Annotated in this window: 29 protein-coding genes and 1 tRNA gene; 2 read left to right on the top strand and 28 right to left on the bottom strand. The window is 64.8% G+C overall.

The features are described 5' to 3' along the window. Nucleotides 1-91 precede the first annotated feature (91 nt). The 27 genes from AC1RTO_RS02110 to rpsJ form a co-directional block, all read right to left on the bottom strand. On the bottom strand, nt 92-334 hold the full coding sequence (locus AC1RTO_RS02110) for a hypothetical protein (protein ID WP_493159282.1): 243 nt from the start codon (nt 332-334) through the stop codon (nt 92-94). A 289-nt stretch (nt 335-623) separates the two neighbouring features. Continuing rightward, a complete protein-coding gene (locus tag AC1RTO_RS02105) occupies nt 624-824 on the bottom strand; it encodes a hypothetical protein (protein WP_293877727.1) in 201 nt (66 codons plus the stop codon). 141 nt (nt 825-965) lie between these two features. Further along, a complete protein-coding gene (locus AC1RTO_RS02100; RefSeq protein ID WP_493159281.1) occupies nt 966-2,303 on the bottom strand; it encodes a sensor histidine kinase in 1,338 nt (445 codons plus the stop codon). A 40-nt stretch (nt 2,304-2,343) separates the two neighbouring features. Continuing rightward, the gene (locus AC1RTO_RS02095) at nt 2,344-3,039 is read right to left on the bottom strand and encodes a winged helix-turn-helix domain-containing protein (RefSeq protein WP_493159280.1); all 696 of its coding nucleotides are present in this window, start codon (nt 3,037-3,039) and stop codon (nt 2,344-2,346) included. A 345-nt stretch (nt 3,040-3,384) separates the two neighbouring features. After that, nucleotides 3,385-4,029, bottom strand: a complete 645-nt coding sequence (locus AC1RTO_RS02090) for an adenylate kinase (RefSeq protein ID WP_493159279.1) — start codon at nt 4,027-4,029, stop codon at nt 3,385-3,387. A gap of 36 nt (nt 4,030-4,065) precedes the next feature. Continuing rightward, on the bottom strand, nt 4,066-5,430 hold the full coding sequence (gene secY / locus AC1RTO_RS02085; RefSeq protein ID WP_493159278.1) for a preprotein translocase subunit SecY: 1,365 nt from the start codon (nt 5,428-5,430) through the stop codon (nt 4,066-4,068). Nucleotides 5,431-5,607: 177 nt separating this feature from the next. Then, entirely contained in the window at nt 5,608-6,150 is a 543-nt protein-coding gene (gene rplO / locus AC1RTO_RS02080) for a 50S ribosomal protein L15 (protein WP_493159277.1), read from the bottom strand. 108 nt (nt 6,151-6,258) lie between these two features. Continuing rightward, complete coding sequence (gene rpmD, locus AC1RTO_RS02075; protein ID WP_017979476.1) at nt 6,259-6,435, bottom strand: 50S ribosomal protein L30; 177 nt, start codon at nt 6,433-6,435, stop codon at nt 6,259-6,261. 5 nt (nt 6,436-6,440) lie between these two features. Beyond that, entirely contained in the window at nt 6,441-7,217 is a 777-nt protein-coding gene (rpsE, locus tag AC1RTO_RS02070) for a 30S ribosomal protein S5 (protein ID WP_293877720.1), read from the bottom strand. A gap of 2 nt (nt 7,218-7,219) precedes the next feature. Then, entirely contained in the window at nt 7,220-7,576 is a 357-nt protein-coding gene (rplR, locus tag AC1RTO_RS02065) for a 50S ribosomal protein L18 (protein ID WP_293877719.1), read from the bottom strand. Continuing rightward, nucleotides 7,576-8,109, bottom strand: coding sequence for a 50S ribosomal protein L6 (gene rplF, locus AC1RTO_RS02060; RefSeq protein ID WP_493159276.1), 534 nt, complete (start codon nt 8,107-8,109; stop codon nt 7,576-7,578). The genes rplR and rplF overlap by 1 nt, the downstream gene beginning before the upstream one ends. Beyond that, entirely contained in the window at nt 8,109-8,504 is a 396-nt protein-coding gene (rpsH, locus tag AC1RTO_RS02055; protein ID WP_163959475.1) for a 30S ribosomal protein S8, read from the bottom strand. Before rpsH ends, rplF begins: the two co-directional genes overlap by 1 nt. Nucleotides 8,505-8,514: 10 nt before the next feature. Next, entirely contained in the window at nt 8,515-8,820 is a 306-nt protein-coding gene (rpsN, locus tag AC1RTO_RS02050; protein ID WP_493159275.1) for a 30S ribosomal protein S14, read from the bottom strand. 41 nt (nt 8,821-8,861) lie between these two features. After that, nucleotides 8,862-9,449 carry a 50S ribosomal protein L5 gene (rplE, locus tag AC1RTO_RS02045; protein WP_293877718.1) on the bottom strand — a complete coding sequence of 196 codons (588 nt, stop codon included), beginning with the start codon at nt 9,447-9,449 and terminating at the stop codon, nt 8,862-8,864. Beyond that, nucleotides 9,442-9,759, bottom strand: a complete 318-nt coding sequence (gene rplX, locus AC1RTO_RS02040; RefSeq protein WP_493159274.1) for a 50S ribosomal protein L24 — start codon at nt 9,757-9,759, stop codon at nt 9,442-9,444. Before rplX ends, rplE begins: the two co-directional genes overlap by 8 nt. After that, nucleotides 9,759-10,127, bottom strand: coding sequence for a 50S ribosomal protein L14 (gene rplN, locus AC1RTO_RS02035; RefSeq protein WP_017979484.1), 369 nt, complete (start codon nt 10,125-10,127; stop codon nt 9,759-9,761). The genes rplX and rplN overlap by 1 nt, the downstream gene beginning before the upstream one ends. Before the next feature lie 166 nt (nt 10,128-10,293). Beyond that, nucleotides 10,294-10,566, bottom strand: a complete 273-nt coding sequence (gene rpsQ / locus AC1RTO_RS02030) for a 30S ribosomal protein S17 (RefSeq protein ID WP_037534161.1) — start codon at nt 10,564-10,566, stop codon at nt 10,294-10,296. A 12-nt stretch (nt 10,567-10,578) separates the two neighbouring features. Next, nucleotides 10,579-10,782: a 50S ribosomal protein L29 gene (gene rpmC, locus AC1RTO_RS02025; RefSeq protein ID WP_163959479.1), complete on the bottom strand. Its 204-nt coding sequence runs from the start codon at nt 10,780-10,782 to the stop codon at nt 10,579-10,581. Between the two features lie 4 nt (nt 10,783-10,786). Continuing rightward, nucleotides 10,787-11,221: a 50S ribosomal protein L16 gene (gene rplP, locus AC1RTO_RS02020; RefSeq protein WP_293877716.1), complete on the bottom strand. Its 435-nt coding sequence runs from the start codon at nt 11,219-11,221 to the stop codon at nt 10,787-10,789. Nucleotides 11,222-11,234: 13 nt separating this feature from the next. After that, nucleotides 11,235-11,942, bottom strand: coding sequence for a 30S ribosomal protein S3 (rpsC, locus tag AC1RTO_RS02015; protein WP_037534164.1), 708 nt, complete (start codon nt 11,940-11,942; stop codon nt 11,235-11,237). Then, on the bottom strand, nt 11,942-12,319 hold the full coding sequence (gene rplV / locus AC1RTO_RS02010) for a 50S ribosomal protein L22 (RefSeq protein WP_163959481.1): 378 nt from the start codon (nt 12,317-12,319) through the stop codon (nt 11,942-11,944). The genes rpsC and rplV overlap by 1 nt, the downstream gene beginning before the upstream one ends. Continuing rightward, entirely contained in the window at nt 12,319-12,594 is a 276-nt protein-coding gene (rpsS, locus tag AC1RTO_RS02005; RefSeq protein WP_017979490.1) for a 30S ribosomal protein S19, read from the bottom strand. Before rpsS ends, rplV begins: the two co-directional genes overlap by 1 nt. A 2-nt stretch (nt 12,595-12,596) precedes the next feature. Continuing rightward, a complete protein-coding gene (gene rplB, locus AC1RTO_RS02000) occupies nt 12,597-13,436 on the bottom strand; it encodes a 50S ribosomal protein L2 (RefSeq protein WP_293877711.1) in 840 nt (279 codons plus the stop codon). A 1-nt stretch (nt 13,437) separates the two neighbouring features. After that, entirely contained in the window at nt 13,438-13,752 is a 315-nt protein-coding gene (locus tag AC1RTO_RS01995; protein ID WP_493159273.1) for a 50S ribosomal protein L23, read from the bottom strand. Further along, complete coding sequence (gene rplD, locus AC1RTO_RS01990; RefSeq protein WP_493159272.1) at nt 13,745-14,371, bottom strand: 50S ribosomal protein L4; 627 nt, start codon at nt 14,369-14,371, stop codon at nt 13,745-13,747. Before rplD ends, AC1RTO_RS01995 begins: the two co-directional genes overlap by 8 nt. A 2-nt stretch (nt 14,372-14,373) precedes the next feature. After that, on the bottom strand, nt 14,374-15,123 hold the full coding sequence (gene rplC / locus AC1RTO_RS01985) for a 50S ribosomal protein L3 (RefSeq protein WP_493159271.1): 750 nt from the start codon (nt 15,121-15,123) through the stop codon (nt 14,374-14,376). 287 nt (nt 15,124-15,410) lie between these two features. Beyond that, nucleotides 15,411-15,719: a 30S ribosomal protein S10 gene (gene rpsJ, locus AC1RTO_RS01980; RefSeq protein ID WP_007406109.1), complete on the bottom strand. Its 309-nt coding sequence runs from the start codon at nt 15,717-15,719 to the stop codon at nt 15,411-15,413. Here rpsJ and AC1RTO_RS01975 point away from each other — a divergent pair. Further along, entirely contained in the window at nt 15,718-15,852 is a 135-nt protein-coding gene (locus tag AC1RTO_RS01975) for a hypothetical protein (protein ID WP_493159270.1), read from the top strand. The two genes, rpsJ and AC1RTO_RS01975, sit on opposite strands and share 2 nt — an antisense overlap. Before the next feature lie 125 nt (nt 15,853-15,977). Here the strand turns inward: AC1RTO_RS01975 and tuf are convergent, their stop codons facing one another. Then, entirely contained in the window at nt 15,978-17,171 is a 1,194-nt protein-coding gene (gene tuf, locus AC1RTO_RS01970; RefSeq protein ID WP_037534177.1) for an elongation factor Tu, read from the bottom strand. Nucleotides 17,172-17,220: 49 nt separating this feature from the next. On the opposite strand from tuf, the gene AC1RTO_RS01965 reads away from it, so the two are divergent. Next, nucleotides 17,221-17,328 (top strand) — tRNA-OTHER (locus AC1RTO_RS01965). Nucleotides 17,329-17,352: the final 24 nt, after the last annotated feature.

The raw sequence follows: 17,352 nt of genomic DNA, 5'->3' as shown, positions 1-17,352 counted from the left end.
GTCTACGCAAAACGCGGCGAGCGCAAACGAGCGCCGCCGGAGCAACCGGTATTTCGGAGGGAAAGGCAGGTAGGCGTGCGCAAACGCCGTGTCAAGCGACCGGTTCCACCATCCGTCGCTTGGCGAGCGCGATCCACCAGCGGCGCAGCGCGATCACGGTCCACAACAGTTCAACCGCACCGAACGGCCAAGCCCCCTGCAGGAACCCGTAGGTCGAGCTGAGGAGGCATCCGATCGCGAACCCGAACGTCCACCACGGCGACCGTTCCTCCATCAGATAGCACAGGAGCATGAACAGAATGGCAAAAAGGCCGAACAGACTGAGGGCGTCCATGATGATCCTGTGCGAGAGCCGCGGGGCCGGCGGTTCCGGTTTCGACGGTTCGGTCAACGTCCTGCCGGCCCGTTAACCATTTGGTAGCGGCGGACGGACCACAGCGCATCCCGGTCAGAGGAAATGCAGATGGCTCCGTCGCAACACGCTTATAGTCGCATCGCCAGAAAGATGCAGGCCCCCGCGCCCGGCGCCGGTACGCCATGGTCACCACCCGCACTTGGCGAGCTGATCGCCCGGATCGACACGGCCCTCGGCACACGACGCGCGGCCTGAGCGCGCCTGCCGGTCACATCAGCGGAAACGGGGCCTTCGCGGTGAAGGCCATGAGCAACAGCAGCCCCGACAGCCCGGCGGACAGGCCGCACAGCACGTAGCCGACATATTGCAGCATCGGCGGATTGGGCCGCTTCAGCTTCGCGTTGCGGGACGCCCCCTGCAACACGAAGCTCATCAGCATGCCATAGGTGAACACGATCGCCCCAAGCATAACGCTCCTTCTTGCCGAACCCGGCGCAAAGCCCCTCGATAAGATGCAGCCCCCCGGCCGCGCCCGTCCAACACACTATCGGACCCGGGCTAGCAAGTGGTTAACCCTCAGCCGGGGCGGAAATGCGACGAAGTCGCGGCGTCAGACGGGCAGGACGATCCGCGCGATCAGCCCCGGCGCATTGTCGGCGAGCTCGAACCGGCCGTTGTGCAACCGCGCCACCGCCTCGATCAGCGCCATGCCGAGCCCCGCCCCCGGCGTCGTCCGCGCGGAATCGAGCCGGCCGAAGCGCTTCAGCGCCTGCGCCCGATCCGCCTCCGCGATACCGCTGCCGCGATCCTCGACCTGGATCGCGATCGCCTGCGGCAGGCAGACGAGCCGGAGTGTCAACACCCCGCCGCTAGCCGCATGCTTCAGCGCATTGTCGATCAGGTTGGTGATCGCCTGGCTCAACAATTCGCGATGGAGCAGCATCGCCGGTGCCGAATCGTCGATCGCGGTGGTGAAGTCCAACCCCGCCTCCTCCGCGACCGGTTCGTAGAGTTCGGCGATTTCCTCGACCAGTTCGGCGGGCTCGACCTGAATAAAGCGGTCGCGCGACACCGCCTCCGACCGGCTGATCTCGATGAGCATCGTCAGCATCCGCATGACCAGATCGGTTTCGGCGAGCAGCCCGCCCAGCGCCGCCTCGCGTGCGGCCGGATCCGCGATCAGCACCGCCTGCTCGGTTTTGGTCCGCAGCCGGCTGAGCGGCGAACGCAGGTCGTGCGCGAGGCTGTCGGTCACGAGGCGCAATTCGACCATCAGCCGTTCGAGCTTGCCGAGCATCAGGTTAAGCTGGTTGGCGAGCCGATCGAAGGCGTCGCGCCGGCTCGCCGCCACCGGCACGCGCCGCGACAGGTCGCCCTCCCCCGCCACCTCGATCACCGCAGCGATGCGGTTGAGCCGCATGCCGACATAGCGCGCCAGCACCAGCCCCGCGCCGACGCCGAGTATCAGCGACAGCAGCACCGCGACCGCCAGCGCCCCCTCGATCGCGCGCCGTTCCGCCTCGACCAGATCGAGGCGACGGCCGGTGAGCAGCCAGTGGCGGCCGATCGGTCGCAGCGTATAGCCGATGTCGCCGGTGGCACGCACCGGATCGAGATCGGCGATCCGGAACGGGCTGGGCGTCAGCGGCAGCGCGATCCCCGCGGGCGCGAAGCCGGCGATCCGCACACCGCGGCTGTCGAGAACCGCCAGCAGCAGCGACGTATCGCCCGTCGCGCGGGCATGGCCGATCGCCTCGACCACCGCGGGCAGGCCGCCGACATGATAGATCGACCGCATCGCATCCGACTGCTCGATCGTCTCGCGGCGGACGGTCCCGATCACCGCCGCATCCGTCTGCTTCCAGACGAACCCGACCAGCACGAGGTTGGAGACGAGAGCCAGACCGATCGACAGCAAGGCGATGCGGGCGGTGACGGACAGGCGCATGACCTGCCTTAACCGGTTCACGGACGAATGCGAACCGGGGTCAGACCGGATCGGCCGCAAGCCGGTATCCCGCTCCGCGTACCGTATGGAGGATCGGCGAGGCGAAGCCATCCTCTAGCTTGCGGCGGAGGCGGCCGATATGAACGTCGACGACGTTGCTGCCCGGGTCGAAATGATAGTTCCAGATCTTCTCCAGCATCATCGTGCGGGTGACGACCTGACCAGCGTGGCGGGCGAGGAATTCGAGCAGGTTGAATTCGCGCGCACCGAGCGGGATCGCCCGTCCGGCGCGGGTGACGTGGCGCGCGAGCAGGTCGATCTCGAGATCGCCGACCGCGAGCCGCGTCCTGGTCGGCTCGGTCGCCGCACGGTCGGACCGGCGGACCAGCGCCTCGATCCGCGCCGACAATTCGGCAAAGGAGAAGGGCTTGCACAGATAATCGTCGGCACCTGCCCTCAGCCCGTCGACGCGATCGTCGACCGCGGCGAGGGCCGACAAAACGAGCACCGGCGTCGCGATGCCCGCCGCGCGGATCGCGCTGACCATCGCCAGGCCGTCAAGGCCGGGTAGCATCCGGTCGGCGATGATGAGGTCGAAGATCCCTTCGCTCGCAAGGAACAGGCCGTCGCGTCCGTCGCGTGCCGATTCGACCGAATAACCAGCCTCCGACAGCCCCTTGGCGAGATAGGCCGCGGTCGAGCTGTCATCCTCCACGATCAGGATCTTGCGGGTCACGGGTGCTTCCTCACGCCATTCTTCTACAGGAAAGGCCGGCGGAAAGCATCCCTTCCGCCGGCCCCCTACGGCACCCCCGGGAGTGTCGGGCACCGATCTCGTCAAACTTGTGGGCCGCGCTGCGACCGTGGAATGACGTTTAGACGTGGCAGAGTAGCAAGGTGGTGACCGCGACATGACAAACGCGTCATGGTCGAAACGGGTCGATCCTCTGACCGGCATGGGGAGGGGCATCGTAACGGCTCTGGTCGAGCGGCCATCCTTCCGAGCATCGCGCGAGAATGCCCGCTCACCCATGCCGTAGCGCGGGACGCCCCCTCCCCGTGCCGGGAAGGGGGCAGGACGTCATCCGTCCAGAATGCTTGCGATCGCCTGCGACACATGGTCGATGTCCGCCATGCCGTTCACGCGCTGCACCAACCCGCGGGTCTGGTAGATCGGCAGGATTGGCGCGGTCTTTGCGCGATATTCCTGCATGCGGGTACGGACCGTCTCGGCATTGTCGTCCGGGCGGCGCTTGAACTCGGTCGAGCCGCAGACGTCGCAGACGCCATCCGTCCTGGGATGCTTGAACCGGTCGTGATAGCCCTCGCCGCACTTGGCGCAGGTGTATCGACCCTCGACGCGCTCGATCAGCGCGGCTTCGTCGACTTCGAGTTCGATGACGTGATCGAGCGTCAGGCCGCGCGATTCGAGCAGCAAATCGAGCGCCTGCGCCTGCGCGGCGGTGCGCGGATAGCCGTCGAAGATCGCCCCGCCGGCGACGCCCTGGTCGAGCCGTTCGCCGATCAGCGCCGAAACGATGTCGTCGGAAACGAGTTCGCCGGCTTCCATCACCGCCTTCGCCTGCAATCCGACGGGTGTTCCCGCCTTGACCGCAGCGCGCAACATGTCGCCGGTCGACAGCTGGACCATACCGCGCGCAGCCATCAGCCGCTGCGCCTGGGTGCCCTTGCCCGCACCCGGCGGCCCAAGAAGGATGATGTTCACAGCCGCACTCCCCTGTTTACACGCGTCGCTCCGCCTTTAGCGGAGACGTCCGCCCTTCAGCTTCGCCTTCTTGATGAGATCGCCATACTGGTGGGCCAGCAGGTGCGACTGGATCTGCGTCACCGTATCCATGGTGACGTTGACGACGATCAGCAGGCTGGTGCCACCAAGGTAGAACGGAATCGACAGCGCCGAGACAAGATACTCCGGCAACAGGCAGATGATCGTCAGATAGGCCGCACCGATGACGGTGATGCGGGTCAGCACGTAGTCGAAGTAGGTTTCGGTGTTCTTGCCCGGCCGGATGCCGGGGATAAAGCCACCGTAGCGCTTCAGATTGTCGGCCGTCTCTTCCGGGTTGAACACCACCGCGGTGTAGAAGAACGAGAAGAAGATGATGCCGGCGGCATAGAGCGCCATGTACACCGGCTGCCCGTGCGCCAGATACTGGTTGAGGGTGATGATGAAATCGCCCCACTTCGATTCGCCGGCGACGCGCTGTCCGGCGAACTGCGAGATGGTCAGCGGCATCAGCAACAGCGACGAGGCGAAGATCGGCGGGATGACGCCGGCCGTGTTGATCTTCAACGGCAAGTGGCTGCGATCCGCCTGCATCCCGCGCTGCGTCTGCCGCTTGGGATATTGGATCAGGATGCGGCGCTGGGCGCGCTCCATGAAACAAATGAACAGGATCAGCGCGACGACCGCGATGACGATGCCGATCAGGCGCACGGCGTCGATCGAGCCCGAACGGCCGCCTTCGAGCAGGTTGACGAGCGTGGTCGGCAGATGCGCGACGATGCCGGCCATGATGATGAGCGACACGCCGTTGCCGATGCCGCGGCTGGTGATCTGTTCGCCCAGCCACATCAGGAACATCGTGCCGCCGATCAGGCTGATGACCGCCGCGATGCGGAAGGTCATGCCCGGCTCGATCACCGCGGCGACGCCGTTGGTGGCGCTGAGCGCCTCAAGCCCGACGGCGATGAAATAGCCCTGGATCGCGGTCAGCCCGACAGTCCCGTAGCGGGTGTACTGGTTGAGCTTCTTGCGGCCCGATTCGCCTTCCTTCTTGATCGCGGCGAGCTGCGGCGACAGCGATGTGGCGAGCTGTACGACGATCGAGGCGGTGATGTACGGCATCACGCCCAGCGCGATCAACGACATGCGGCTGAGCGAGCCGCCGGAGAAGGTGTTGAAGAAGTCGAGCACGCCACCCGTGGTCCGCTCGCTCAACAGGTTGAGCGCGGTCGGGTCGATGCCCGGCAGCGGCACATAGCTGAGCAGACGGAAGACGATCAGCGCACCGATCGTGAACCACAGCCGCTTTTTGAGGTCGGTCGCCTTCGCGAATTTCGCGAGGCTGATGCTTTGCGCCATTTGGTCGGCTGCGGATGCCATGCGTGTCGGTGTCCTGGAAACAAAAACGGCGGGATGCGTTTGAACCGCCCCGCCGCTCATATAGTCATGCTCCGAAGGTTGTCTAACCCGTAGAGCGATGTTCCCCGGCGAGGACTGCTGGGCCCAGTCGCGAGCGGCTCGTTCTGGGCCCCGGCCTCCGCCGGGGAACAGATGCGCTTACGCCTTGAACGACGCCTTCTTTTCCTGGCGCGCCTTATACTGCACGCCCTTCTTGGCGGCGGCCTTCTCGGCGGCAGGAACGACGACCGGGATATCCAGCAAGCCGCCGGTCTTCTCGACCTGCGCCTTTGCGCCGGCCGATGCACCCGCGACGCGGAACGCCAGCTTGGTTGTCAGTTCGCCCTTGGCAAGCAGACGGACGCCGTCCTTGCCACCACGGACGAGGCCGGCCGCCTTCAGCGCCGCCTGATCGATCGTGCCGTCGGTCGACAGCTTGCCCGCGTCGATCGCCTTCTGGATCGCGCCGGTGTTCACCTCGGCATAATCCTTGGCGAAGATGTTGTTGAAGCCACGCTTCGGCAGACGCATGTGGAGCGGCATCTGACCGCCCTCGAAGCCGGCGATGCTGACGCCCTCGCGGCTCTTCTGACCCTTCTGGCCGCGGCCGCCGGTCTTGCCCTTGCCCGAGCCGATGCCGCGTCCGACGCGGATCTTGGACTTACGGGCGCCCTGGTTGTCGCGGAGTTCGTTGAGCTTCATGATATGCACTCGCTTTCGCTTTTGTCGCGCGGACTAAAGAATATGGAAAAAGGAAGGGGGCCGGTTAGCCCCCTTCCCCGTATTTGTCACGCGGTGACGTGAAGGGCGTTAGCCCTGCACCTCGACCATGTGCTGCACCTTGCGGATCATCCCGCGGACCTCGGGGCTGTCTTCCAGCTCCGAGACCTTGTGCATCTTGTTGAGGCCGAGACCGATCAGCGTCGCGCGCTGGTCCTTGGTCCGGCGGATCGGCGAACCGGTCTGCTTGATCTTGATAGTCGCCATGTCGATTACTCCACGACGGCCGCAGCATCCGCCTCGGCGGTCTGCGAACCACCGCGGCCGAGCAGGTCGGCGATCTTCTTGCCACGGCGTTGCGCGACCGACTTCGGCGAAGTCTGCTCACCCAGTGCCTCGAACGTGGCGCGGATCATGTTGTAGGGGTTGGACGTCCCGATCGACTTGGTCACGACGTCGGCGACACCCAGGCTCTCGAAGATGGCGCGCATCGGGCCACCTGCGATGATGCCGGTGCCCTGCGGCGCCGAACGGAGCGTCACGCGACCGGCACCGAAGTGGCCGTTGCCGTCATGATGCAGCGTACGCCCGTCCTTCAGGGGAACGCGAACCATCGCCTTCTTCGCAGCCGCAGTGGCCTTGGAGATGGCTTCAGGCACTTCGCGCGCCTTGCCATGACCGAAGCCGACCCGACCCTTGCCGTCGCCGACGACGACCAGCGCCGCGAAGCCGAAGCGCTTGCCGCCCTTCACCGTCTTCGAGACGCGGTTGATGTGGACCAGCTTCTCGATCAGCTCTTCGCCGCCATCGTCCTGACCGGGACGACCGCCGCGGTTGTCGCGACCGCGACCGCCGTCACGACCGCCGCGATTGCCGCCGGGACCACCCGGACCGCGACCGCCACCGCCGCCACCGCGACCACCGCGGGGGCCACCACGACCACCGCCGGGACCGCCGAAGCCGCCCTGCTGGCCACCCTGGGGGGCCGCATTGGCCTCCTGAGGAGCGCCTTCAGCCGCTGCCGGCTGCACGTTGTTCTCGTCAGCCATTATTAGAACTCCAATCCGGCTTCACGCGCGGCCTCGGCCAGCGCCTTGACACGACCGTGATAGAGGAAGCCGCCACGATCGAACACGACCTGCGTCACGCCCGCTTCCTTGGCCTTTTCCGCCACGCGGGTGCCGACTGCGGTCGCTGCCGCGACGTTGGCGCCCGACTGGTCGCGCACGTCCTTCTCCAGGGTCGACGCCGACGCGACGGTCTTGCCGGCGACGTCGTCGATGACCTGGGCATAGATGTGCTTACCCGAACGATGGATCGACAACCGCGGACGGGTGCCGGCACGCGCCTTCAGCGCGGTACGATTGCGCCGACGGCGCTTCGCGAAAAGAGAGAGACCCTTGGTCATTACTTCTTCTTCCCTTCCTTGCGGAAGATGAACTCGCCGTCGTACTTGATGCCCTTGCCCTTGTAGGGCTCCGGCTTGCGCCACTGACGAATCTCGGCGGCCAGCTGGCCGACCTTCTGCTTGTCGGAGCCGCTGATCTCGACGGTGGTGGCGTCCGGCGTCTTGACCTCGATGCCTTCCGGCACGTCGATGTTGACGTCGTGGCTGTAGCCGAGCTGCAGCTTGAGGTTGCGACCCTGTGCCGCGGCACGATAGCCGACGCCGGTGATGAGCAGCTTCTTGGTGAAGCCGTCGGTCACGCCCGTCACCAGGTTCTGCACCATCGTGCGCTGCATGCCCCAGAAGGCACGGGCGCGCTTGGTGTCGTTCGCCGGCTGCACCGAAATGCCACCGTCCTCGATCGTGTAGCTGATCTCGTCGCGCATCGGCATGGTGAGGGTGCCCTTGGGGCCCTTCACGCTGATGATGCCCTTGTCGATCGTCGGCGTCACGCCGGCCGGTACGGGAACCGGCTTCTTACCGATGCGGCTCATCAGAAGACCTCCGCAAGGACTTCGCCGCCGACATTCTGCTCGCGCGCTTCCGCGTCGGACAGAACGCCGCGAGGCGTCGAGACGATGGTGATGCCGAGGCCGTTGCGGACGCGCGGCAGTTCCTGCGAACCGGAATAGACGCGGCGGCCGGGCTTCGAGACGCGCGCGACGTGCTTGATTGCCGGCTGGCCCTCGAAATACTTCAGCTCGATACGGACGCCGGCGGCCGGGCCCATCTGCTCGTCGCTGTAGCCACGGATGTAGCCTTCGCGCTGGAGCACGTCGAGGACGCGGATGCGCAGCTTCGACGAGGGCGAGAGGACGGAGTCCTTCTTCGCACGCTGGCCGTTGCGGATGCGGGTGAGCAAATCACCCAGGGGATCGGTCAATGCCATGATTGAATCCTTACCAGCTCGACTTGGTGAGGCCCGGGATCATGCCCTTGTTGGCCAGATCACGAAGCATCACGCGAGCGAGACGGAACTTGCGGTAGTAAGCGCGCGGACGACCGGTGATCTCGCAACGGTTGCGGATCCGGGTCGGGTTCGAATTGCGCGGCAGTTCCGCCATCTTGAGGCGAGCAATCAGACGCTCGCTCTCCTCGAGGCTCTGGTCATTGGCCATCGCCTTCAGCTTCGCCAGCTTGGGAGCATATTGCTTCACAAGCTTCTTGCGACGCTCATTCTTGTTGATCGAACTCAGTTTCGCCATGGACTTAAGCTCTCTTCCTTACTTCAGACAAGCGAGGCTGCTCACGCAGCCTGCTTCTGCTCTTCAGCCTCGGGCTGAGGGAACGGGAAGCCGAACAGACGCAGCAGTTCGCGCGCCTCGTCGTCGGTCTTCGCAGTGGTGGTGACGATCACGTCCATGCCGCGCACCTTGTCGATGCGGTCATAGTTGATCTCCGGGAACACGATCTGCTCCTTGATGCCGCAGGCGTAATTGCCACGGCCGTCGAAGCTCTTCGGGTTGAGCCCGCGGAAATCGCGGACGCGGGGAAGCGCGATCGTGATGAACCGGTCGAGGAATTCGTACATGCGCTCGCGGCGAAGGGTGACCTTCACGCCTATCGGCATGCCTTCACGCAGCTTGAACTGCGCGATCGACTTCTTCGCCTTGGTGATGACCGGCTTCTGACCGGCGATCAGTTCCATTTCGGAAGCGGCCTGGTCGACGCGCTTCTTGTCCTGGGTCGCCTCGCCGACACCCATGTTCAGGACGATCTTGTCCAGACGCGGGATCTCGTTGACGTTCTTGTAGCCGAACTTCTCGACCATCGCCTTGATGATGGTCTCTTCGTAAAGACCCTTCATCCGGGGCTTGTAGACTGCATCAGCCATCGATCTTGTCTCCGGTCTTGACGGCCACGCGGACCTTCTTGCCGTCCTGCGCCTCGAACCGGACGCGGGTGGGCTTGCCGTCGGCGGTCACGTGCGCGACCTTCGAGATGTGCAGCGGCGCTTCGATCTTCTCGAGGCCACCCTGCGGGTTTGCCTGGGTCGGCTTCTTGTGGCGGGTCGCGATGTTCACGCCCTCGACCACGACCTTGCCGTCCTTCGGCATCGCCAACGTTACGGTACCGGTCTTGCCCTTGTCCTTGCCGGACAGAACGACGACGCGGTCACCCTTCTTGATCTTCGCGGCAGCCATTACAGCACCTCGGGAGCGAGAGAGATGATCTTCATGTGCTTCTTGCCACGCAGCTCGCGCACGACCGGGCCGAAGATACGGGTGCCGATCGGCTCCTCGTTCTTGTTGACCAGGACGGCGGCGTTGCCGTCGAAGCGGATGGTCGAGCCATCGGCACGGTGGATGTCCTTGGCGGTGCGGACGATGACGGCGCGATGCACGTCACCCTTCTTCACCTTGCCGCGGGGCTGTGCTTCCTTGATGCTGACGACGATGATGTCGCCAACCGATGCCGTGCGACGCTTCGAGCCGCCCAGCACCTTGATGCACTGCACCCGCTTCGCGCCGCTGTTGTCAGCGACGTCGAGATTGGATTGCATCTGGATCATCGATCCATTTCCTTCTCGTCTATGGGGTGGATACCGACCCAACCCCGCCTAAAATAATGACCCCGGCGCAGCGAACTGCACCGGGGGAGCGGCCCTGTAACCACTCCGCTGGCAGGAGGCAAGCCCCCTGCCCTCCTCCGGTCAGCCGGCCGAGGCCGGCACCGGATTATGCGTCGACGTCGACCCGCTCGGGCGTCGCGTGGGTGTTGACCCGATCGACGACCTTCCAGGTTTTCAGCTTCGAGATCGGCGCAGTCTCTTCGATGCGCACGGTCTCGCCCTGCTTGTACTCGTTCGCCTCGTCATGGGCGTGGTACTTCTTCGAACGACGGATGATCTTGCCGTAGAGCGGGTGCTTGACCTTGCGCTCGACATTCACAACCACCGTCTTGTCGCCCTTGTCGGAGACGATCAGCCCGGTCAGCACGCGCTTAGGCATGTGCTACTATCCTTACTTGGCAGCCGCGGCGCTGGTGCGCTGCGCCTGGAGGGTCTTGATCCGCGCGATGTCGCGACGGACTTCCTTGACGCGGCTCGGCTTCTCGAGCTGGTTCGTCGCCGCCTGAAAGCGGAGGTTGAACTGCTCGCGCTTCAGCTGGCCGAGGTTCTCGGACAGCTGATCGTCGCTCTGGCTGACGAAATCGGTCTTTGCCATGATATCATTCGCCTCCGAGGTGGCTGGTGTCACCCAGGCGGGCGACGACCTTGACTTTGATCGGGAGCTTCATCGCGGCGCGCTCGAACGCTTCGGCAGCGATCTTGCCTTCGACGCCGTCGAGCTCGAACAGGATCCGGCCTGGCTTGACGCGGGCGGCCCAGAACTCGGGCGAACCCTTGCCCGAGCCCATGCGGACTTCGGCAGGCTTCGACGAGACGGGCACGTCCGGGAAGATGCGGATCCACAAACGCCCCTGGCGCTTGATGTGGCGCGTGATCGCGCGGCGGGCCGCCTCGATCTGGCGTGCGGTGATCCGCTCCGGCTCCATCGCCTTCAGGCCGTACGACCCGAAATTGAGGCTGGTGCCACCCTTGGCGTCGCCATGGATGCGGCCCTTGAAGGCCTTGCGGAATTTGGTGCGCTTTGGCTGCAACATATCGTGTCAGTCCTTAACGACGGTCGTCGCGGGCCGGGCGGACGCCGGAGGTCTGAGCCTCCATCATCAGCCTGTCCTGCGCCATCGGGTCATGGCCGAGGATCTCGCCCTTGAAGACCCAGACCTTCACGCCGCACACGCCGTAAGACGTGTGGGCCTGGGCCTCGGCATAATCGATGTTCGCGCGCAGCGTGTGCAGCGGAACCCGACCTTCGCGATAGCTTTCCGAACGCGCGATCTCGGCACCGCCGAGTCGGCCGCCGCAGGCGACGCGGATGCCGTCGGCGCCCAGACGCATCGCCGACTGAACCGCACGCTTCATGGCGCGGCGGAAGGCGATACGACGCTCGAGCTGATCGGCGATCCCCTGTGCGACGAGCTTGGCGTCGATTTCCGGCTTGCGGATCTCGACGATGTTCAACGACACGTCGGACTTGGTCATCGCGCCGATCGTCTTGCGCAGCTTCTCGATGTCCGAGCCCTTCTTGCCGATGATGACACCGGGGCGGGCAGCGAAGATCGAGATGCGGCACAGCTTGGCCGGGCGCTCGATAACGACCTTGGAGATGGCGGCCTGCGGCAGCGTCTTCATGATGAAGGCGCGGATCTTCAGATCCTCCAGCAGCAGCTGGCCATAATCATGGCCCTCGGCGAACCAGCGGCTGTCCCAGGTCCGGTTGATCTGGAGACGCATGCCGATGGGGTTGCTCTTGTGGCCCATTATGCTTCTTCCTGCTCGCGCACGACGATGCGCAGACGGCTGAACGGCTTCAGGATGCGGGTGGACTTGCCACGGCCGCGGGTCGCGAAGCGCTTCATGGTGATCGACTTGCCGACCGACGCCTCGGCGACGACGAGTGCGTCGACGTCGAGGTTGTGGTTGTTCTCGGCATTGGCGATAGCCGAGGCCAGCACCTTACGCGCGTCGACCGCCATCGCCTTCGTCGAGAAGGCAAGGATGTTCATCGCGTCACCGACCGGCTTGTTGCGAATCAGGGCAGCAACGAGGTTCAGCTTCTGCGCCGAACCGCGGATCTGCGTGCCGACGGAAAGGGCTTCCTTTTCGCCGACCTTGCGGGGGGAGACTGGCTTGCTCATCAGCGCTTGCCCTTCTTGTCGGCGGCGTGGCCGGGGAAATAGCGCGTCGGCGCGAATTCACCCAGCTTCATGCCAACCATGTCTTCATTGACCGACACCGGCACGAACTTGCGGCCGTTGTAGACGTTGAACGTGAGGCCGACGAACGACGGCAGGATGGTGGAACGACGCGACCAGGTCTTGATCGGCGCGCGGCCACCGGCGTCCTGCGCGGTTTCCGCCTTCTTCAGAAGGCTCAGTTCGACGAACGGGCCCTTCCAGACTGAACGAGCCATGGTTAGCCCTTCCTCTTAGTCGAATGACGCGACCGGATAATCATCTTGTCGGTCGACTTATTGTGACGGGTGCGCGCACCCTTCGTCGGCTTGCCCCACGGGGTGACCGGATGACGGCCGCCCGAGGTCCGGCCTTCACCACCGCCGTGCGGATGGTCGACCGGGTTCTTGGCGACGCCGCGGGTCAGCGGACGCTTGCCCATCCAGCGCGAACGCCCGGCCTTGCCGAGGTTCTGGTTCTGGTTGTCCGGGTTCGACACCGCACCGACCGTCGCCATGCACTCGCCACGGATGTAGCGCTGCTCACCCGAGTTGAGACGGACGATGACCATGCCGCGGTCACGACCGACGACCTGCACGTAGGTGCCGGCCGAACGGGCGATCTGACCACCCTTGCCCGGCTTCATCTCCACGTTGTGGACGATGGTGCCGACGGGGACCTGGCCGATCTCCATCGCATTGCCCGGCTTGGTGTCGGTCTTCTTGGCCGCAAGGACCTTGTCGCCCGGCGCCAGACGCTGCGGCGCGATGATGTAGGCCAACTCTTCGTCGGCATACTTCACCAGCGCAATGAATGCGGTGCGGTTGGGATCGTACTCGAGCCGCTCGACGGTGCCTTCGACGTCCCACTTGCGACGCTTGAAGTCGACATAGCGGTACTTCTGCTTGTGACCGCCGGCGATGCCGCGCGAGGTCACATGGCCCTTGTTGTTGCGGCCACCGGTCTTGCGCTTGCCTTCGGTCAGCGCCTTGACCGGCTTGCCCTTGTACAGGCTGGACTTGTCGACGAGGATCAGGCCGCGGCGGGCCGGGCTCGTCGGGTTATAATGCTTGAGTGCCATCTTACTTGGCCCCCTCGGTTACGTCGATCGACTGGCCGTCCTTCAGGGTGACAATGGCCTTCTTCATGTCGGAGCGCTGGTAGGGAGCGCCCTTCCACTTCTTGGTCTTGCCCTTCTGGACGATCGTGTTCACGCCGGTCACGGTGACATCGAAGATCGCTTCGATGGCAGCCTTGATCTGCGGCTTGGTCGCGTCGTTCGCGACCTTGAACACGACGGCGTTGTGCTCGGAGAGCAGCGTCGCCTTCTCGGTGATGTGCGGCGCGACGATCACGTCATAATGACGGTTGTCGACGGCCTTCTGCTGCTTAGCCATTGAAGCGAGCCTCCAGCTTCTCGACCGCCGCGCGGGTCAGCACCAGCGTGTCAGCCTTCAGGATGTCATAGACGTTGGCACCGGCCGACGGCATCACGTTGATGCCATGGAGGTTGCCAGCGGCCAGCGCGAAGCTCGTCTCGACGGCATCGCCGTCGATGACCAGCGAGGTCTTGCCGAAGCCGACCTTGGCGAGATCGCCGACCAGCGTCTTGGTCTTGTTACCCTCGACCACGATGCTGTCCATGACGATCAGCGAGCCGGCCTTGGCATGGCTCGACAGAGCCATCTTGAGACCGAGCGCACGAACCTTCTTGTTCAGGCCGGGGTTGAAGTCGCGGACGCGGGCGCCGTGAGCCTTACCACCGCCGATGAAGACGGGAGCGCGGCGATCGCCGTGGCGAGCCGTACCGCCGCCCTTCTGGCGACCGAACTTCTTACCGGTGCGGGCGACGTCCGCACGCTCGCGGGTGCCACGAGCCGTCTCGCGACGCTTCTCGAGCTGCCAGGTGACCACACGGTGCAGGATGTCGGCGCGCGGATCGAGGCCGAAGACCTCATCGTTGAGCTCGACGTCCGCCGCAGCGGTACCGGCGAAGGATTGAACCTTGACCTTCACGTTCAGCCCTCCTGGCCGTCGGTAGCTTCCGGCGCGCTCGTCTGTGCGGGCGTGTCGGCTGCGGTGTTGCTGTTGGCAGCCTGCTTCAGGCTGGCGGGATAGGGAGCCTCGGCGTGCGCCTTGACCTTGACCGCGTCCTTCACGAACAGCCAGCCGCCCTTGGAACCGGGGACCGAACCCTTCACGAAGATCAGACCGCGCTCCGCGTCGGTGCCGACGACCTCGAGGTTCTGCTGCGTGCGATACTTGTCGCCCATGTGGCCGGCCATCTTCTTGTTCTTGAAGACGCGACCCGGATCCTGACGCTGACCGGTCGAACCGAGCGAACGGTGCGACACCGAGACGCCGTGCGTCGCGCGCAGACCGCCGAAGTTCCAGCGCTTCATGCCGCCGGCGAAGCCCTTACCCTGGGTACGACCCTGGATATCGACCAGCTGGCCAGCGACGTAATGCTCTGCCGAAATCTCTGCGCCGACGTCGAGGAGATTGTCCTCGGTGACGCGGAATTCGGCGACGACCGCCTTGGGCTCGACTTCGGCCTTGCCGAAGTGGCCGCGCTGCGGCTTGGCGACATTCTTGGCCTTCGCGACGCCAGCACCGAGCTGGACGGCGGTATAGCCATCACGATCTTGTTCGCGACGGGCAATGACCTGGAGGCCTTCGAGTTGCAGAACGGTGACCGGCACGTGGCGGCCGTCGTCCTGGAACAGGCGGGTCATACCCATTTTCTTCGCGATCACGCCAGTACGCATGATCCTGCACTCCTTTTACAGAGGCACGCCCGGGACCATTCCCGTGCGTGCGTGCGACACCGTCGAAACGGTGTCAGTCCAGCCCGTAAGTCTTTGCGTCGCCCCGTCCCGGGCTGGTCGTCCCCGTTGCCGGGAACATGACGGGAGACGCTGTCCCGGCTCCGGGGAGCCGGCGGTATCTCGTGTCTGTCAGGTGCTCCGCAGGGCGGAGTTCCCAAACCTGCCGCTCCGCCAGGGCGGAAACGGCAAACCCGCGGGACTCGACGTCGACCGCGGGATGCGGGCCATTACGCCAGCTTGATCTCGACGTCAACGCCTGCCGCGAGATCGAGCTTCATCAGCGCGTCGACCGTCTGCGGGGTAGGCTGCACGATGTCGAGCATGCGCTTGTAGGTGCGGACCTCGAACTGCTCGCGCGACTTCTTGTCGATGTGCGGACCGCGGTTGACCGTGAACTTCTCGATGCGCGTGGGCAGCGGAATCGGACCGCGGATGAGCGCGCCGGTACGACGCGCGGTGTCGGCGATGTCGCCGGTCGCCTGGTCGAGCACGCGATGATCGAACGCCTTGAGGCGAATGCGGATGTTGCTGTCCATGATCCCTACCGATGCGATGGAGCACGACCCCGGCCGTCTCCTGCGCATGGAAAGCGTAGGACTCGTGCCGCTGGTGCTGGACCGGCGGGATGAGACCCCCACGCTGGGCGGGAGCGACGAGAAAGAGCCGTAACTCAATAAAACTTGAACGGGCACCTTTAAAGGAGCCCTCACTAAATGGCAACGGCCCGACTCTCCTTTTTTAGGAAAGCCGGGCCGCCGCGTATCGGGCCGGCGCCGGGGCGCCGATCCGCTATCTTACTTGTCGATACCGCTCACGACGCCCGCGCCGACGGTACGACCGCCCTCACGGATGGTGAAGCGCTGGCCGACGTCCATGGCGATCGGTGCGATCAGCTTGATGCCGAGGGCGATGTTGTCGCCCGGCATCACCATCTCGGTGCCCTCGGGCAGCTCGACGGTGCCGGTCACGTCCGTGGTGCGGAAGTAGAACTGCGGACGATAGTTGGCGAAGAACGGCGTGTGACGGCCACCCTCTTCCTTCGACAGCACGTACACTTCCGACTGGAAGTCGGTGTGCGGCTTGATCGAGCCCGGCTTGCAGAGAACCTGGCCACGCTCGACTTCGTCGCGAGCGACGCCGCGGATCAGCGCGCCGACGTTGTCGCCGGCCTGGCCCTGGTCGAGCAACTTACGGAACATCTCGACGCCGGTGACGGTGGTCTTGCGGACGGTCGGGTGGATACCGACGATCTCGACTTCCTCGCCAACCTTAACGATGCCGGTCTCGACGCGGCCGGTGACGACCGTGCCACGACCCGAGATCGAGAACACGTCCTCGATCGGCATCATGAACGGCTTGTCGAGCGGACGCTCGGGCTGCGGGATGTAGTCGTCAACCGCCTGCATCAGCTCGGTGACGGCATCCTTGCCGAACTTGTCGTTCGAACCCGACAGCGCGCAGGTCGCCGACCCCTTGATGATGGGGATATCGTCGCCCGGGAACTCGTACGAGCTGAGCAGCTCGCGGATTTCCAGCTCGACCAGCTCGAGGATTTCCTCGTCGTCGACCAGATCGACCTTGTTCATGAACACGACCATCGCCGGCACGCCGACCTGACGGGCGAGCAGGATGTGCTCGCGGGTCTGCGGCATCGGACCGTCGGTCGCCGACACGACCAGGATCGCTCCGTCCATCTGCGCCGCGCCGGTGATCATGTTCTTCACATAGTCGGCGTGGCCCGGGCAATCGACGTGCGCATAGTGGCGGTTTGTCGTCTCATACTCGACGTGTGCGGTCGAGATGGTGATGCCGCGCTCGCGCTCTTCCGGAGCCTTGTCGATGTTCGCGAAGTCGACCGCGGTGCCGCCGGTCGTCTCCGCCAGCACCTTGGTGATCGCGGCGGTCAGCGACGTCTTGCCGTGATCGACGTGGCCGATGGTGCCGATGTTGAGGTGCGGCTTGTTCCGCTCGAATTTTGCCTTAGCCATTTTCCTACCTTCTGATTCGAATTCGGTGCCGCCGGGGCCACGCGAACGCGGCCCTGTAGCGGTAGTTGGTATGTAACGCCAGCCCCTGTACGGCGGGGCCAACGACGGAGTAAATCCGTCGTCGGACGGGTTCGACTGCGTCGCCCCGCCGGGGTTCCCCGCAAAGTACTACTTTGCGGGG

The sequence above is a fragment of the Sphingomonas sp. GW821-FHT10F09 genome, assembly GCF_058809195.1.
This window is presented reverse-complemented; position numbering and strand designations above follow the sequence as displayed.

Coding starts and splice junctions, on each gene's coding strand:
- AC1RTO_RS02100 (WP_493159281.1), bottom strand. CDS start 2,303: ATGCGCCTGTCCGTCACCGCCCGCATCGCCTTGCTGTCGATCGGTCTG.
- rpsQ (WP_037534161.1), bottom strand. CDS start 10,566: ATGCCTAAGCGCGTGCTGACCGGGCTGATCGTCTCCGACAAGGGCGAC.
- rplO (WP_493159277.1), bottom strand. CDS start 6,150: ATGAAGCTCAACGAACTCCGCGACAACCAGGGCGCCCGTAAGTCCAAG.
- rplC (WP_493159271.1), bottom strand. CDS start 15,123: ATGCGTACTGGCGTGATCGCGAAGAAAATGGGTATGACCCGCCTGTTC.
- secY (WP_493159278.1), bottom strand. CDS start 5,430: ATGGCATCCGCAGCCGACCAAATGGCGCAAAGCATCAGCCTCGCGAAA.
- rplE (WP_293877718.1), bottom strand. CDS start 9,449: ATGGCTGATGCAGTCTACAAGCCCCGGATGAAGGGTCTTTACGAAGAG.
- rpmC (WP_163959479.1), bottom strand. CDS start 10,782: ATGGCAAAGACCGATTTCGTCAGCCAGAGCGACGATCAGCTGTCCGAG.
- rplX (WP_493159274.1), bottom strand. CDS start 9,759: ATGGCTGCCGCGAAGATCAAGAAGGGTGACCGCGTCGTCGTTCTGTCC.
- tuf (WP_037534177.1), bottom strand. CDS start 17,171: ATGGCTAAGGCAAAATTCGAGCGGAACAAGCCGCACCTCAACATCGGC.
- rpsJ (WP_007406109.1), bottom strand. CDS start 15,719: ATGGACAGCAACATCCGCATTCGCCTCAAGGCGTTCGATCATCGCGTG.
- rpmD (WP_017979476.1), bottom strand. CDS start 6,435: ATGGCGACTATCAAGATCAAGCAGACCGGTTCGCCGATCCGCCGGACC.
- AC1RTO_RS02110 (WP_493159282.1), bottom strand. CDS start 334: ATGGACGCCCTCAGTCTGTTCGGCCTTTTTGCCATTCTGTTCATGCTC.
- rplN (WP_017979484.1), bottom strand. CDS start 10,127: ATGATCCAGATGCAATCCAATCTCGACGTCGCTGACAACAGCGGCGCG.
- AC1RTO_RS02105 (WP_293877727.1), bottom strand. CDS start 824: ATGCTTGGGGCGATCGTGTTCACCTATGGCATGCTGATGAGCTTCGTG.
- rplR (WP_293877719.1), bottom strand. CDS start 7,576: ATGACCAAGGGTCTCTCTCTTTTCGCGAAGCGCCGTCGGCGCAATCGT.
- rpsH (WP_163959475.1), bottom strand. CDS start 8,504: ATGGCATTGACCGATCCCCTGGGTGATTTGCTCACCCGCATCCGCAAC.
- rplP (WP_293877716.1), bottom strand. CDS start 11,221: ATGTTGCAGCCAAAGCGCACCAAATTCCGCAAGGCCTTCAAGGGCCGC.
- rplB (WP_293877711.1), bottom strand. CDS start 13,436: ATGGCACTCAAGCATTATAACCCGACGAGCCCGGCCCGCCGCGGCCTG.
- rpsN (WP_493159275.1), bottom strand. CDS start 8,820: ATGGCGAAACTGAGTTCGATCAACAAGAATGAGCGTCGCAAGAAGCTT.
- AC1RTO_RS01995 (WP_493159273.1), bottom strand. CDS start 13,752: ATGGCTAAGCAGCAGAAGGCCGTCGACAACCGTCATTATGACGTGATC.
- rpsS (WP_017979490.1), bottom strand. CDS start 12,594: ATGGCTCGTTCAGTCTGGAAGGGCCCGTTCGTCGAACTGAGCCTTCTG.
- rpsC (WP_037534164.1), bottom strand. CDS start 11,942: ATGGGCCACAAGAGCAACCCCATCGGCATGCGTCTCCAGATCAACCGG.
- rplV (WP_163959481.1), bottom strand. CDS start 12,319: ATGAGCAAGCCAGTCTCCCCCCGCAAGGTCGGCGAAAAGGAAGCCCTT.
- AC1RTO_RS01975 (WP_493159270.1), top strand. CDS start 15,718: ATGATCCCTACCGATGCGATGGAGCACGACCCCGGCCGTCTCCTGCGC.
- rplF (WP_493159276.1), bottom strand. CDS start 8,109: ATGAGCCGCATCGGTAAGAAGCCGGTTCCCGTACCGGCCGGCGTGACG.
- rpsE (WP_293877720.1), bottom strand. CDS start 7,217: ATGGCTGACGAGAACAACGTGCAGCCGGCAGCGGCTGAAGGCGCTCCT.